This window comes from Streptomyces sp. NPDC004126 (assembly GCF_050275515.1).
Taxonomy (GTDB): domain Bacteria; phylum Actinomycetota; class Actinomycetes; order Streptomycetales; family Streptomycetaceae; genus Streptomyces.
In genome coordinates, this window is sequence record NZ_JBNNPF010000003.1 from 17780 (window position 1) to 31928 (window position 14149).

The 14149-nt window shown below is 75.6% G+C and carries 14 protein-coding genes; 7 read left to right on the forward strand and 7 right to left on the reverse strand.

Translation table 11 applies throughout. The annotated features are described in order from the left end of the window. Positions 1-14 precede the first annotated feature (14 nt). Complete coding sequence (locus tag ACQKM2_RS04110; RefSeq protein ID WP_427706345.1) at positions 15-1373, reverse strand: helix-turn-helix domain-containing protein; 1359 nt, start codon at positions 1371-1373, stop codon at positions 15-17. 174 nt (positions 1374-1547) lie between these two features. Here ACQKM2_RS04110 and ACQKM2_RS04115 point away from each other — a divergent pair, with 174 nt between their 5' ends. Further along, positions 1548-2894, forward strand: coding sequence for a M64 family metallopeptidase (locus tag ACQKM2_RS04115; RefSeq protein ID WP_427706347.1), 1347 nt, complete (start codon positions 1548-1550; stop codon positions 2892-2894). Positions 2895-2901: 7 nt separating this feature from the next. Here the strand turns inward: ACQKM2_RS04115 and ACQKM2_RS04120 are convergent, their stop codons facing one another. After that, positions 2902-4578: a carboxylesterase/lipase family protein gene (locus tag ACQKM2_RS04120; RefSeq protein WP_427706349.1), complete on the reverse strand. Its 1677-nt coding sequence runs from the start codon at positions 4576-4578 to the stop codon at positions 2902-2904. A 243-nt stretch (positions 4579-4821) separates the two neighbouring features. Between ACQKM2_RS04120 and ACQKM2_RS04125 the strand changes: the two genes are divergently transcribed. Together ACQKM2_RS04125 and ACQKM2_RS04130 are read left to right on the forward strand one after the other, a co-directional pair. Continuing rightward, positions 4822-5919, forward strand: coding sequence for a hypothetical protein (locus ACQKM2_RS04125; RefSeq protein ID WP_427706351.1), 1098 nt, complete (start codon positions 4822-4824; stop codon positions 5917-5919). Positions 5920-6078: 159 nt separating this feature from the next. Further along, positions 6079-6279, forward strand: coding sequence for a hypothetical protein (locus tag ACQKM2_RS04130; RefSeq protein WP_427706773.1), 201 nt, complete (start codon positions 6079-6081; stop codon positions 6277-6279). Positions 6280-6302: 23 nt separating this feature from the next. On the opposite strand, the gene ACQKM2_RS04135 is transcribed toward ACQKM2_RS04130, so the two are convergent. From ACQKM2_RS04135 to ACQKM2_RS04150, 4 genes are all read right to left on the reverse strand, one after another. Next, entirely contained in the window at positions 6303-6710 is a 408-nt protein-coding gene (locus ACQKM2_RS04135) for a hypothetical protein (RefSeq protein WP_427706353.1), read from the reverse strand. A 204-nt stretch (positions 6711-6914) separates the two neighbouring features. Continuing rightward, entirely contained in the window at positions 6915-7937 is a 1023-nt protein-coding gene (locus ACQKM2_RS04140) for a PHP domain-containing protein (protein ID WP_427706355.1), read from the reverse strand. A 59-nt stretch (positions 7938-7996) separates the two neighbouring features. Next, on the reverse strand, positions 7997-8761 hold the full coding sequence (locus ACQKM2_RS04145; protein ID WP_427706775.1) for a VOC family protein: 765 nt from the start codon (positions 8759-8761) through the stop codon (positions 7997-7999). A gap of 105 nt (positions 8762-8866) precedes the next feature. Further along, positions 8867-9436 carry an HPP family protein gene (locus tag ACQKM2_RS04150; protein WP_427706357.1) on the reverse strand — a complete coding sequence of 190 codons (570 nt, stop codon included), beginning with the start codon at positions 9434-9436 and terminating at the stop codon, positions 8867-8869. A 326-nt stretch (positions 9437-9762) separates the two neighbouring features. Here ACQKM2_RS04150 and ACQKM2_RS04155 point away from each other — a divergent pair, with 326 nt between their 5' ends. The 4 genes from ACQKM2_RS04155 (at position 9763) to ACQKM2_RS04170 (ending at position 13627) form a co-directional block, all read left to right on the forward strand. Next, entirely contained in the window at positions 9763-10266 is a 504-nt protein-coding gene (locus ACQKM2_RS04155) for a hypothetical protein (RefSeq protein WP_427706359.1), read from the forward strand. A gap of 292 nt (positions 10267-10558) precedes the next feature. Next, positions 10559-11524 carry an isopenicillin N synthase family dioxygenase gene (locus ACQKM2_RS04160; protein WP_427706361.1) on the forward strand — a complete coding sequence of 322 codons (966 nt, stop codon included), beginning with the start codon at positions 10559-10561 and terminating at the stop codon, positions 11522-11524. A gap of 70 nt (positions 11525-11594) precedes the next feature. Next, on the forward strand, positions 11595-12128 hold the full coding sequence (locus ACQKM2_RS04165) for a GNAT family N-acetyltransferase (protein WP_427706363.1): 534 nt from the start codon (positions 11595-11597) through the stop codon (positions 12126-12128). Positions 12129-12265: 137 nt separating this feature from the next. Then, positions 12266-13627, forward strand: coding sequence for an FAD-dependent oxidoreductase (locus ACQKM2_RS04170; RefSeq protein ID WP_427706365.1), 1362 nt, complete (start codon positions 12266-12268; stop codon positions 13625-13627). A 49-nt stretch (positions 13628-13676) separates the two neighbouring features. On the opposite strand, the gene ACQKM2_RS04175 is transcribed toward ACQKM2_RS04170, so the two are convergent. After that, positions 13677-14138, reverse strand: a complete 462-nt coding sequence (locus tag ACQKM2_RS04175) for a hypothetical protein (RefSeq protein ID WP_427706367.1) — start codon at positions 14136-14138, stop codon at positions 13677-13679. Positions 14139-14149 lie beyond the last annotated feature (11 nt).

Consider the following 14149-nt stretch of genomic DNA (forward strand, 5'->3'; position numbering starts at 1 on the left):
GCGCCGCCCCCGCCTCAGCGCGGCGGCGCCGGGAGCGGCGCCGTGTACGCCGGGGCCGCCGGCGCCGGGCCCAGGGTGGTCGTGCCCGGCGCCGCGCGGTGTCCGAGCCCGGTGCGGTAGGCGTTCATCGCCGCCTCCGTACGCCCCTCCCGGCGCAGCAGGTCGCCCAGCAGCCGGCACAGGTCCGCCAGGTCCCCGCCCGCCCCGCTGCGCTCCAGCAGCGCCAGCGCCCGTACGTAGTGCTCCTCGGCCGCCTCGGCGTCCCCGCGCTCCTCGGCGATCAGCCCCAGCAGCCGGTGCGCGCCGCCCGCGTGCACCGCGCCCGGGCCCGAACCCTCCTCCAGCAGCCCCGAGACCAGCCCCGCGGCCTCCTCGCACCGGCCCAGGCGGCGCAGCACATCGGCCAGCTCCACCTCCACCTGCGCGGTGTACAGCGCCGCCCGCCGAGCCGCCAGCATCTCCCGGGCGATCCGCAACTCCCGCTCCGCCGCCGCCAGTTCCCCGTGCTGCGCCTGGACGTAGCCGCGCATCCAGTGGCAGTGCGCCAGATCGGTCCGCAGCCTCAGCTGCCGGTAGACCGCCTGGGCCTTCGCGAGCGAGGCGTCGGCGTCGGCCACCCGGCCCTCGGTCAGGAAGGTCCGCGCCACCTGCCGGTGCATCCCCGCCACCAGCGCCGGATCCCCGACCTGCGGAGCCAGCGCCAGCGCCAGCTCCGCCGCGTGGGCCGCGCGGGCGTGGGCCCCCATGTCGATGTACGGGCCGATGACCGCCGAGTACAGCAGCACCAGCGCCTCCGGGTCCCCGAGCCCGCCCGCGTTCAGCGCGTCGATCGCCGACTCCAGCAGGTAGCAGGCGTACCGCAGCTCCCCGGCCAGCAGGTGGGCGACCGCCCGGCCCCGGACCGCCCGGGCCCTGCGGGGCAGCGGCTGGTCCGCCAGCAGCAGCTCCGCCGCCTCGAAGTGCCGTGCCGCGTCCGCCAGCTCCCCGGCCTCCAGCGCGCAGTCGCCGAGCCCGAGCAGCGCCTCTGCCCGCTCGTCGGCCAGCTCCAGCCGCTCGGCCTCGGCCAGCAGCCGCCGGAACTGCGCCGCGGCCTCCCGCGCCGGGCCGGTGGCCAGGACGCGCTGGGCGTCGGTCAGGGCGAACCGCAGCTCGGTGGCCAGGTGGGCCGGACGGCCCGTGGCGAGTTCCTCGTACGAGGTGCCGAGCCGCCCGGCGAGGAAGCGCAGCGCGGTCTCGGAGGGGCGCACCTTGCCCGACTCCAGGGTGGACACGTACGCCGGGGTGTAGGCGGGCTCCGCCAACTGCCGCTGGGTCAGCCCGCGTTCGGCGCGCAGCCGCTGCACCCGGCGTCCGATCTCGGCCGGCTCGTCCATGAAATCCCCCATGAAATCCCCTGTTGTCACCCTGGTCGCACCAACTCCCCAGTATCGAACCGGAGTCGGCCATTGCGCACCCTCCGGCGCGCCGCCTAGTTTAAGCAGCCGGTTCAGCAGAGTTAATCGAATGCTTAACACCCTGCCCGACTCCTTTTCCCCACGGAGGACTTCATGAGGCGAACCGTCCGGCCGACCCTGCGCACGGCGCTCGCCGCGGCCTGCGCGAGCGCCGCGCTGCTGGCCGCCGCGACCGCCCCCGCGGCAGCCGCCGACCCGCCCCGCCCGGCCGGCGTGCGCGTCGAGATACCCGGGCCGGAACACGGCGGCGACGCCGGATCCGGCCACGCCCTGGTACCCGCCGCCGGGCGGGCCAAGGCCGCGCCCCGCCTCTCCGAGGCCGCGCGCGCCGCCGACGGCCAGGTCACCAAGATGATCGACAACGGCCCCGTCGCGGACCGGCTCGACGTGGTCGTCGTCGGCGACGGCTACACCGCCGGCGAACTGGACCGCTTCCACGCGGACGCCCGCGCCAAATGGGCCGAGATCACCGCCGTCGAGCCCTACACGACCTACCGCGACCTCTTCAACGTCTGGACCGTCGACGCGGTCTCCGCCCAGTCCGGGGTCTCCGGCGACCCCGGCCCCGACACCGTCCGGGACACCGCGCTCGGCTCGTACTTCTGGTGCGAGTCCATCGAGCGGCTGCTCTGCGTGGACCAGCCCAAGGTGGACGCGTACGTCGCCAGGGCACCCGCCGCCGACCTGGTCGTCGTCCTCGCCAACAGCGCCAAGTACGGCGGCGCGGGATACAACGAACCCAGCCCCACCCTCGGCTACGAGGGCATCTCCACCGCCTCCGCCGGCCACCCCAAGTCAGGGCAGGTCGCCATCCACGAGACCGGCCACTCCCTCGGCAAGCTCGCCGACGAGTACTTCTACCCCGGCGTCCCCGGCTACGAGAAGTACACCGGCACCGAGCCCGGCGACCCCAACACCTCCACCCTCGACGCCACCCGGATGGCGGCGGAGCGGGCCAAGTGGTACCGCTGGCTCGGCGAGACCTCGCCCGACGGCGGCACCGTCGGCGCGTACGAGGGCGGCGGCTACTACGTCACGGGCCTCTACCGGCCCACCGACAACTCCCTGATGCGGGTCCTCGGCAAGCCCTTCAACCTCCCCGGGGTCGAGGCGATGACCACCGGCTTCCACCGGCACGCCCGCCTGGCCACCCCGCTCACCCCCACCGGCCGCACCCTGCGGCTGCCGCACACCGCCAAGGCGGCCGTCCCCCGCCTCCACGGCCCCGACGGACGGCAGTTGGACGTCCGCTGGTACCTCGACGGCCGCGAGCTCAAGCGGTTCGCGGGCCGCACCGAGGTCCGGGTCGCCGAACTGTGGCTGCTCGACCTGCGCGGCCACAAGCTGTCGGTGGGCGTCACCGACCGCACCCCCTCGGTCCGCGACCCCGAGGCCGCCCGCGCCCTGACCTCCACGCTCACCTGGGACGTCCGGCTCTGACGCCCCTTCACCGGGCAGACGGCTTCGCGAAGTCGAGCCCGTCCCACAGGGCGCAGTGGTGCTCCGCCGCCGCGTCGACCGGGCGGATCCCGCCCGGTCCCGGCGCCAGCTCCAGCACCGACGGTCCCCCGCCCGGCGCGAACCGGGGCCAGGCGGGGGCGCCGGGCGCGTCCGGCGCCCCGGTGCGGGCGAAACGCGTCCAGTAGCCCGCCATCCGCCCGGCCAGGGCCCGCTGCGGCTCCGCCAGCGCGACGGTCGTGAACAGGTAGGGCAGTTCGAAACCGTGCGCCGCGCCGAACGGGAAGCCGGCGAGCTCCGGCAGCCCGGTGAAGTTCGGCGCCCCCCGGTCGGCGAACAGGTACTGGTACGCCGGCACGTGCCGGGCCAGCGCCCGCCCGTCCCGCAGCGTCGGGCAGGTGAAGGAGGCGTCCGAGAGCAGTGCGGCCCACGCCAGCGCGGGCGTCGTGAAACCGTCCGGCGGGTACGCCGCCCCCACCTCGGCGGCCGCCGGGCCGAAGGAGGCCCGCAACCGCGCCCGGTAGCCCTCCTCGCCGCCCACCGGATACGCCGTCAGCGTCTGCGCGAGGAAGAGCCGCATCTCGTCGAGGTTGTCCCCCTGCACCACCGGCACCCGGTGGAACCGCCCCGCCGCCAGCGCCCGGGACGGCTCCAGCGGCAGCAGGGCGTTGCCGTACGCGACCCCCGAGAACCGCTCCATCAGCTCCGCCGTCAGCAGCCGGCCCGTGTCCAGGGCGCGCAGGCAGTCCAGCACCCGGCCCTCCGGCCGGCCGCCGCACCCGAGGGAGGACGCCGCGGTCCTGCCGGCCGCGACCGTACGCTCCTCGGGCACGAAGGGCTCGTACGTCCCCACCGACGGCAGCACCGAGTACGGCGGCATCGTCGTCGAACACGACCCGCTCTGCACGACCGCCCGGTGGAACAGGCCCGCCGAGGCGGGGGAGACCAGGTGCGCGCAGACGCTGAGCCCGCCCGCCGACTCCCCGAAGACGGTGACCCGCCCCGGATCACCGCCGAACCCGGCGGCGTTGGCCCGCACCCAGCGCAGGGCCGCCTGCTGGTCGGCCAGCCCGAAGTCGGGCGCGCCGCCGAGCTCCGGGTGGCCGAAGAAGCCGAAGACGCCGAGCCGGTAGTTGACCGTCACCACCACCACGTCGCCCGCCGCCACCAGCGGCTGCGGCCGGTACGCGTCCCCCGAGCCGAAGCGGAAGCCGCCGCCGTGGAACCACACCATCACCGGCCGCGCCCGCCCCGGGCCTGCCGGGGCGGTCACGTTCAGGAACAGGCAGTCCTCCGAGCCCTCCGGCCCGCCCGGCCCGAGCGCCGGCAGCTGCGCGCAGCGCGCGCCCGGCGCCCCGGCGTCGAGCACCTCCGCCCGGTGCGGCGCGGGCCGCGGCGGACGCCAGCGCAGCGGGCCGGTCGGCGCCGCCGCGTACGGGATTCCCTCGAACGTGTCGTACCCCCCGTGCGCGCGCCCCCGTACGGGGCCCTCGGCGGTCCGTACGACCGGGCGCTCGCCGTCCCCGGCCACCGCCACGGCGGCGGGCGGCCCCGAACCGGCGGCGCAGGGCATCAGCAGGACCAGCGCGGGCAACAGCGCGCGCAGCAGTCCGCGCTGGAGCCCGCGCTGGACGCGCCCGCTGCGGACGGGACGGGGATCCGGCATGGCCGCGGCCCTCCTCGACGAGTCGGTCAGGCCACTGTGCGCGCCCCCGTCACCCCCGGCCGGCCTCCGCCGCGGCGTGTCCGGCGCGGTGGTGCGGACACGCCGGGGAGCACCCCGTTTGCCCGCCCCGAATGGCGCAGTCGTGGCCGGTGCCGCTGAATGTAACAAAGCGTGCGATTCCCATGACGCACGATGACCGGCGCGCGATGCCGTAGACCCGCGCGTCGGCGAACGGAGCTTTCCATGAATGACCCCAGCACCCTCGCGGCGACGGACCACGGCGACCGCGACGGGCTCCCCGCCACCCCGGACCCCACCGACGGACCCGCCACCCCCGCGCCCCCCACCCCCGACGCCGCCCCGGACCCGCCGTCCGCCGGCCCGGCCCCCGCCGCACCGGATCCCGGAGCCGGCCCCGAACCGCACCCCGCCCCGCACCCCGAGCCGGTCCGCACCCTGCTGGAGACGGCGGCCACCTGCCGGCCCGTCGAGGAGGTCACCGCGCTGGTCAGCCTCCTCAAGGAGAGCGGCCGGCTCGACAGCCCGGGGCACGACGCGCTCCGCGCGGCCGCCGTCACCCGGCCCGTGGACGACGTCCGCCACATGGTCGCCCTGCTGGGCGAACACCCCCTGGAGGAGGCCGAGGCGGACATCACCCTGAGGGCCGCGGCCGTCGGCCGGCCCATCGAGGACGTCGCCCTGCTGGCCAGCATCCTCGGCCCCGACGGCACCCCCCGCACGGACCGGCCCCCCGCACCCGCGGCCCAGCCGCCGCCACCGCAGGACCCGCCGGCGGCGGCCCCCGCGCCGGAGCCGGTGCGGGCCCCCGCCCCGCCGGTGCCGGTGCCGGTGCCCGTGGCCGTCGCCGCGACCGCACCGCCCGTGGTGGCCCGGATCCCGGCCGAGGAGGACTGGCCGGCCGCCGAGCCGGACCGGGTCCCCGCCGCCCCGGCGAGGGGCGCGCTGGGCCACGTACTGCGCTGGCCGACCGCCGCCGCACTGCTGCTGTGCGGGGTCCTCCACCTCCCCGGCAACCCGGCCCGGCCCCCGGCGCCGGAGACCCTGGCCGCGCTCGCGGTGTCCCTGCTCTGCCTGGCCCTCGGAGCCCTGCTCGCCGTACGCGACACCCCGGCGGTCTGGCGGGTCGCGGCGGTGGCCGCGCTCGCCGTGGTCACCCTGCACGTCGTGGGCGGCCTGGTGCTCTTCGACCCGCTCGACGGCGCCCTCGGCGGCCCCTACGCGTGGTCCGGGGCCACCGCCGTGCTCTGCGCGGGCGCCGCGGCCGTCCTGGCCGGCCTGGCCCTCACCTACCGCCGCCCACCCGCCGGAACAGGAGACTGACCCGCCCGGACCCGCCAGACGGGGCCCCGGCCGCTCACCGCGCGGCCGGGGCCCCGTGCCGTTCGGGCACGTGCGCCTGACGCGGCCTGTCGTTCAGGGGCCCTGGCGTGGCCCCATGACGATCAATCAGGAACCTGGACGGCGAGCGGCCGTGGTGCTCTGCGCGACGGCGGCGCTGATGGGACCGGGTGTCCCGGCCGGAGCGTCGGCCGCGCCGTCCCCGCGGCCCAGGTCCACGTCGGCAACTTCGACTCGGACACCCTGTCGGGCATCGACACCGCCCCCGCCCGCGTGACGGACACGGTGGCCGTGGGCGACGGACCGACCGGCGTGGCGGCGGCACCGCGGAAGAAGCCCTGACCACCCGGTCGAACCGGCAGGCCCTAGGGGCGGGCGTCCATGCGGTGGATCAGCCGTCCGTCGGGGCCGAAGACGTCGATGAAGTAGCCCTTCCTGAAGGACGCCCCCTCCTTCGTCGTCAGGTGAGCGGTGACCGAGGTGTTCTGCCGGCGGAAGATCGCGTCCTCCTGATCCGCGTTGCGCGTCCGGATCACCACCCGGGGCACGCCTTCCGGCCCGTCCTCGATCTGGATCCCGTACACGTCCGGGTCCCCGCCGGCCTCCCGGTAGCGCTCGGCCAGGGCCGCGGCGTCCTGGGGAGCGGCCGTGGCCGTCGCCGTCGGGCCCGGCATGACCTGCTTTCGGGGTTCCTCCGTGCAGCCCACCAGCAGCACGGCTCCCGCCACCGCCGTCACTGCCGCGCGGGCGCCCCGCCGTAATGTGTGCCCCATCGCCAACTCCCTTGATGGATAAGGAATCCGACGACCCTACGCGAGGCCGCCGCGCCGCGGAGCCCGGCCGGGCCGGGGGTCGGCACCGCAACACCGATCGGCCGGACACATGTGTTCATGGGGACGCCGCCGTGGGGTGCCAAGCAAGACGGCGGGCATGTCCTCGGCCGCCGCCGCGCGACCCCTCCCGGTCCCGTCCTCCCCCTAGGACCGGGTCCAGGCGAGCAGCCGCTCGGCGGGCCAGGTGTTGACCACCCGGTCCGGTGGCACCCCGCACTCCGCCGCCCGTGCGCAGCCCAGGATCTGCCAGTCCAGCTGGCCCGGGGCGTGGGCGTCGGTGTCGACCGCGAAGAGGGCGCCCGCCGCGACGGCCGTCCGCAGCAGCCGCCGGGGCGGGTCGAGGCGCTCCGGGCGGCTGTTGACCTCCACGGCCGTGCCCGACTCCGCGCAGGCCGCGAAGACGGCCTCGGCGTCGAACACCGACTCGGGGCGCGTCCGGCCCGTGACCAGCCGGCCCGTGCAGTGCCCGAGGACGTCCAGCAGCGGATTGCGCACCGCCTTGAGCAGCCGGCGCGTCATCGCGGGCGACTCCATCCGCAGCTTCGAGTGGACGGAGCCCACCACCAGGTCCAGCCGGTCCAGCAGCTCCGGCTCCTGGTCGAGCGAGCCGTCGAGGAGGATGTCGCACTCGATGCCGGTGAGCAGCCGGAACGGGGCCCACCGCGCGTTCAGCTCCGCCACCACCCGCAGCTGCTCGCGCAGCCGCTCCGGTGACAGCCCCCGGGCGACCTTCAGGCTCGGCGAGTGGTCCGTCAGCACCGCCCACTCGTGCCCCAGCTCCGCCGCGGCCCGCCCCATCGCCTCGATCGGGCTCCCCCCGTCGGACCAGTCCGAGTGCAGGTGGCAGTCCCCGCGCAGGGCTGCGCGCAGGGCGGTGGCGGCCGGCGAGGGGGGCGGGCCCGGCGGCACCGCCGCGGCCTCCTCCTCCAGGGCGCCCAGGTACTCGGGGATCCGGCCGGCCAGCGCCTCGCGCACCACCTTGGCGGTCTTGGGGCCGATGCCCCTGACCGCCTCCAGGGAGCCGGCCGCGGCGCGCTCGGCGGTTTCCCGTGCGCCCAGGTGCGCCACGGCCGCCGCCGCCGTACGGAAGGCCCGCACCCGGTAGGGCGGTGCCTGCGCGCGCTCCAGCAGGAACGCGATCCGGTCCAGTGCCGCCACCGGGTCCATGGCGTACCTCCTCCCGGACCCAGTCTCCCCGCGGGGCCCGGGACCGGCGAGCGGACCCGTCAGCGCGGGCCGTCCTCCCGCGCGGCGGGCGGTCCCGCCCGCTCCGTCAGGGTGAACAGGGCGCCGTCCGGGTCGCGGAGCAGCAGGGAGCGCTCGGTGCCGTCCGAGGTGACCACCGACACGGCGCGCCCGCCGAGGTCGAGTGCCGACTCCACGGCCGAGTCCAGGTCCGCCACCCGGAAGTGCACGTGCCAGCGGGGCCGCGTGTGCGGGGCGTAGGCGCCCTGCTCCACCGGGCCGCTGTCCAGCCGGGCCACCGGATCCCCGCCCTGCCGCAGCACGACCCGCTCCTCCTCGTACGCGACCTCGCAGCACCCCTCGCGCCCGGTGGCCCACTCCAGCACCTCGCCGTAGAACAGCGCGGCGTCGAAGGCGTTCCGGGTCCGCAGCTCCAGCCAGGCCGGGGCCGGTCCCACGCCCACGCGCCAGCCCGAGGAGACGGGCCCCTGCCAGACACCGAAGACCGCGCCGTCCGGGTCGGCGACCAGCGCGGCCCGCCCGCCCCCGGGGAAGGAGACCGGGCCCACCGCGACCGTGCCGACGCGCTCGCGGATCCGGGCGGCCGCCACGTCCACGTCGTCGACCGCGAAGTACGGGGTCCAGGCCACCGCCACCGCCAGGTCCGTGGCCAGCGCCCCGATCCCGGCGACCGGTACGCCGTCCAGCACGGCCACCGAGAAGGCCGAGCCCAGCCGGGCCCGGCGGAAGCTCCACCCCACGACGGCCGCGTAGAAGCGCTGGGACGCCTCCAGGTCGCGGGCCATCAGACTCACCCAGCAGGGGGCCCCGAAGACGTCCTTCGCAGAAATTTCCACACCACAAGGAGTAGCGTCCGCGGCCCCTCGCCGCAGCGCAGGCGCGCCCGCAGGTCACCACCAGTACGCGGGGTACCTCGGGGCGGTGCGGCGGATGCGGGAACCGGCGTAGCCGGTGAGGACCAGCAGCACGGTCGACCCGAACAGCAGCGGGACGAACCGGGCGGGCTCCGGGCTCTGGAGCACGGTCACCACGGCCGTGGCCACCGCCGGGGAGTGCGGGGTGCGGGCCAGTGTCAGCAGGGCCAGGGTGAGCCCGGCCGCCAGGGCCGCCGCCCAGGCGCTGCTGCCCGCCAGGGCCAGGACCGCGAAACCGGCGGCGGCGCCGATCAGGTGCCCGATGACCACCCCGCGCGGCTGGGCCAGCGGCAGGGTGGGGGCGCTGTGCACCAGCGCGGCGCTCGCGGCCAGCGGCGGTATCAGCACCGGCTCGTGGATCATCGCGCCGATCCCGACCAGGCCCAGCAGGACCGTGGTGGCGGCGCTGACGCTGTGGACGGCGGCGGCCGTGCTCGGCCGGGCGGGGGCCCGGGGCGTGATCAGGCGCCTGCGCGGGGAGGGGACGGAGGCGGGGGCAGGGGCGTCGCCGGGGGCGTCGGCGACGGTGGTGGTGCTGGGGTGCATGCGGGGGCGGGTTTCCGGTACGGGCGGGGCAGGGAGGCAGGAGCGGCCGCGCCCGGACGGTGATCGGCCGTCGGCCGGGCCCGGGCCGTGTCTTTCGGATCAGGGGTGTCCGCGGACGCCCCGTCGCGCCCGATCCGGGTGAGGACGGCGCAATCCGGACACGACCCTATCGCCCGGGCCCGCGGGCGGCGCCGCCGGGGTGTGGCCGGGGTGTGACGGGAGGGACTGCGGGCAGTCGGAGCACAAACAGCGGATCGGCCGGAAACGGTCGCCCGTGATCGTGTATGACTGCGGAGGCACGAGCTTGCGGCAGGGAAGGACCAGCCATGACGACGCACCCCCACCTCGCCGGGATCCTCACGGACCTCGACGCGGTGATCGCCGAAGCCCCCGCCGACGCGACCGGCGCCCTGTGGCGGCTGACCGGAACCGGGCGCGGTCTGGACGCCAACCTGATCCGGCTGCGTCCGGGAACGGTCATCGCGGAACACGCGGAGCCCGCCCTCGACGTCCTGCTCGTCGTCGTGGAGGGCGGCGGCCGGATCGACACCGAGGACGGACCGCACCGGCTGCGCCCGCACACCGCCTGCTGGCTCGCGCGCGGTGCCCGGCGCTCCCTGACCGCCGGCCCGCAGGGGCTGGCGTACCTCACCGTCCACACCCGGCGCCCCGGCCTCGGCATCGGCACCGGCACCTCCGTCCGGGCGGAGGGCGCCGAGGGCGGGGAGACGGCGTGCCTGCTGCACCGGGTCTGCCCCGACTGCGGCCGCCTCGCCACGGAGTCCGGCGCCCGCTTCTGCAGCCGCTGCGGCACCGCCCTCCCGGACTGACCCCATGGGCGGCGCCGGCCCGGGCCGCCCCTTCCGGACCACGCGGCCCCGTTCGGCGGCCGCGGACACCCCCTGCCCCCTGGGGCCTGTCTGACAATTCCCGCCGGGGCCGGCCCGCCCGGCACGCACGATCGCCGCACGGCCGAAACGCCCAAGTAGCTCCGCTACGAGGGCGCCCCGGCCGCACGCCGATCGCACGCACCGAACGACCCGGCCTGATCCGGCGGGAATTGTCAGACAGGCCCTACGCTCGGAGCGGACACCCGGCCCCCTTCCCGTAAGGCAGGTCCCCATGCCCAGCACCCAGGTTCCCGTCATCGACCTCGGGCCGTGGCGCTCCGGCGACCCCGCCGCCCGTGCCCGGACCGCCGCCCGCGTCGACGAGGCGCTCAAGGCGGCCGGCTTCCTGCTGGTCACCGGGCACGGGGTCGACCCGGGGCTGCCCTCCCGGATCCGGGAGGCCGCCCGCACCTTCTTCAGGCTGCCGCCGGAGGCGAAGCAGCCGTACGCCGTGAGCGTCGGCGGGCGCGGCTGGCTCGGTCCCGGCGCGGAGGCCAACAGCTACGCGGAGGGGACGGCCTCGCCGCCCGACCTGAAGGAGTCCTGGTCCTGGGCGGCCGAGGATCCGACGGGGGTGCCCTCGGTGGACGCCGAGTGGTTCCGGCCCAACACCTGGCCCGCCGAGGTGCCGGCGCTGCGGCCGCCGGTGGCCGAGTACCTGGCCGCGATGCGGGACCTCTCGGACGAACTGCTGGAGCTGCTGGCCGTCGCCCTGGAGCTGCCCGAGGACCACTTCACCCGCCACACCGGCCACCCCACCTGGGGGTTCAACGTCAACTGGTACCCGGGCACCGAGGTGACCGGCGAACCGCTGCCCGGGCAGTTCCGGATCGGGCCGCACACCGATTTCGGGACGGTGACCGTCCTGGACCGCGAGCCGGGCGCGGGCGGCCTGCAGATCCACACCGACGAGGGGGGCTGGCAGGACGCCCCCTGGGACCCGGCGGCGCTCACCGTCAACATCGGAGACCTGCTGGCCCGCTGGACCGGGGACCGCTGGCGGGCCGGCCGCCACCGGGTGCTGCCGCCGCCCGCCCACGCCCCGGCCGAGGAACTGATGTCGCTGGTCTACTTCTACGAGTGCGACGCGCACACCCGCGTCGAGTCCCTGCCCGCCCCCGTCGGCAGGGTGGCGCACGAGCCGGTCGATTCGCACGTCTACCTGCGGGCGAAGCTGGACGCCATCACGGTGCCCTGAGGGCGGCCTCCCCAGCGGTCCGGGCGGGCCCGATTACCCCTGGTCGGACCGCGTTCGGCAGGATGTGGGCATGACCGAGATCCGCACCCCCCGCCTCCTCCTCCGCCGCTGGACCGACGACGACCTCGTCCCCCTCTCGGAGATCAACGCAGACCCGGACGTGATGCGCTGGACCGGCGACGGCTCCGCACTCGACCTGGAGCAGACCGCCGAAGCCATCGAGCGCTGGGAGGAGGAGTGGGACGACGAGGGCTTCGGCCTGTTCGCCGTCGAGCTCCTCGCCTCCGGCGAGCTGATCGGAGCCGTCGGCCTGTCCGCCGCCGACGAGCTGCCCGAGACGCGGCACCAGGTGCAGATCAGCTGGCGCCTGGGCCGGCCCTTCTGGGGCCAGGGCTACGCCTCCGAAGCGGCCCAGGCGGCCCTGGAGTTCGCCCTCCAGGACCGGGGCCTCGACCGTGTCGTCGCCGTCAACCGGGTCGGCAACGAGGAGTCCGCGAACGTGATCCGCAAGCTCGGCATGGGGAGCGACGGGGAGACCTCCGACCCGGAGACCGGGGCCCGGGTCACCCTCCACAGCATCGACCTCACCGAGTACGAGGCCTGATCCACCCCCAAGCAGGACTTTGGAGAGCCATAAGATCCGATTATGGGGTCATAACCCGGGGGCGGGTGCCGGGTTAGGGTGGCCTTAGTTTAGGGTTTCCTTGATCAGTCAGATTGTCGGTCGAAGGGAACCCAGTCATGCCTCGCTCTCTGCGGGTAGCAATCGTCGGTGCCGGCCCCGCCGGTATTTACGCGGCCGACGCGCTGCTGAAGTCCGAGGCGGCGGCCGACCCCGGTGTCTCCATCGACCTCTTCGAGCGGATGCCCGCACCCTTCGGCCTGATCCGCTACGGGGTGGCCCCGGACCACCCGCGGATCAAGGGCATCATCACCGCCCTCCACCAGGTGCTCGACAAGCCGCAGGTCCGCCTCTTCGGCAACGTCGACTACCCGGGCGACATCTCGCTGGACGAGCTGCACTCCTTCTACGACGCCGTCGTCTTCTCCACCGGCGCCACCGCGGACCGCGCGCTCGGCATCCCGGGCGTCGACCTCGACGGCTCCTACGGTGCGGCCGACTTCGTCTCCTGGTACGACGGCCACCCGGACGTGCCCCGCACCTGGCCCCTGGAGGCCGAGAAGGTCGCCGTCCTCGGCGTCGGCAACGTCGCCCTCGACGTCGCCCGCATCCTCGCGAAGACCGCCGACGAGCTGCTCCCGACCGAGATCCCGCCGAACGTCCACGAAGGCCTCAAGGCGAACAAGGCCCTGGAGGTCCACGTCTTCGGCCGCCGCGGCCCGGCCCAGGCGAAGTTCAGCCCGATGGAGCTGCGCGAGCTCGACCACTCGCCGAACATCGAGGTCATCGTCAACCCCGAGGACATCGACTACGACGAGGGCTCGATCGCCGAGCGGCGCAAGAACAAGCAGACCGACATGGTCGCCAAGACCCTGGAGAACTGGGCGATCCGCGACACCGGCGACCGCCCCCACAAGCTGTTCCTGCACTTCTTCGAGTCGCCGTCCGAGATCCTCGGCGAGGACGGCAAGGTCGTCGGCCTGCGCACCGAGCGCACCGAGCTGGACGGCACGGGCAACGTCAAGGGCACCGGCCGGTTCACCGACTGGGACGTCCAGTCCGTCTACCGGGCCGTCGGCTACCTCTCCGACGAGCTGCCCAAGCTGCCCTGGGACGTGGAGTCCGGCACGGTGCCCGACGAGGGCGGCCGCGTCATCGAGAACGGCGGGCACCTCGCCTCGACGTACGTCACCGGCTGGATCCGGCGCGGCCCGATCGGTCTGATCGGCCACACCAAGGGCGACGCGAACGAGACCGTCGCCAACCTGCTGGCCGACCACGCCGAGGGGCGCCTGCTGACCCCCGCCACCCCCGAGCCGGAGGCGGTCGAGGCCTTCCTCGCCGAGCGGCGGGTCCGCTACACGACCTGGGACGGCTGGTACAAGCTCGACGCCGCCGAGAAGGCGCTGGGCGAGCCGCAGGGCCGCGAGCGCGTGAAGATCGTGGAGCGCGAGGAGATGCTCGGCGCCAGCGGCGCCTGAGACCACGGGTGGGGCCCGCCGTCGGCGGGCCCCACCGGCGCGTCCGGGGTCAGTCCCGGATCGCGGTGATCTTCCTGGTCGCCAGGTCGGCCTGGACGTGGACCGTGGTGGTGGTGTTCGCGCTCCAGGTCAGCGTGACCGCGGCGTTGGTCTTGCCCATCCCGCTGTCCACCGACGTCACCTTCCACTTGAGCGGCACGTTCTGGGCGCGCAGCACCCCGTCGGCGTGGTTGGCGTCCTCCCACTGCCGCAGCTCCCGCCGGAGGGGCTCGGAGAGGTAGAACTCGCGCAGCCGGTCGGCCGTGGCGCCGTCCCCGTCGTAGACCGCGTCGATGTACGAGCCGTAGAAGTCGGCGATGCGGGTGAACGCCCCCTCCGGGCTGCCGGAGACGGACGGCGGCGCGGCCGCGGTCGCGGAGGTCCCGGCGGCGACGGCCAGGGACAGGGCGGCCGCCCCCGCGGCGGCGGTGAGGGCGATGGAGGTGACGCGCTTGGTCGGGAGCTGGAGCATGGGTCGTTGCC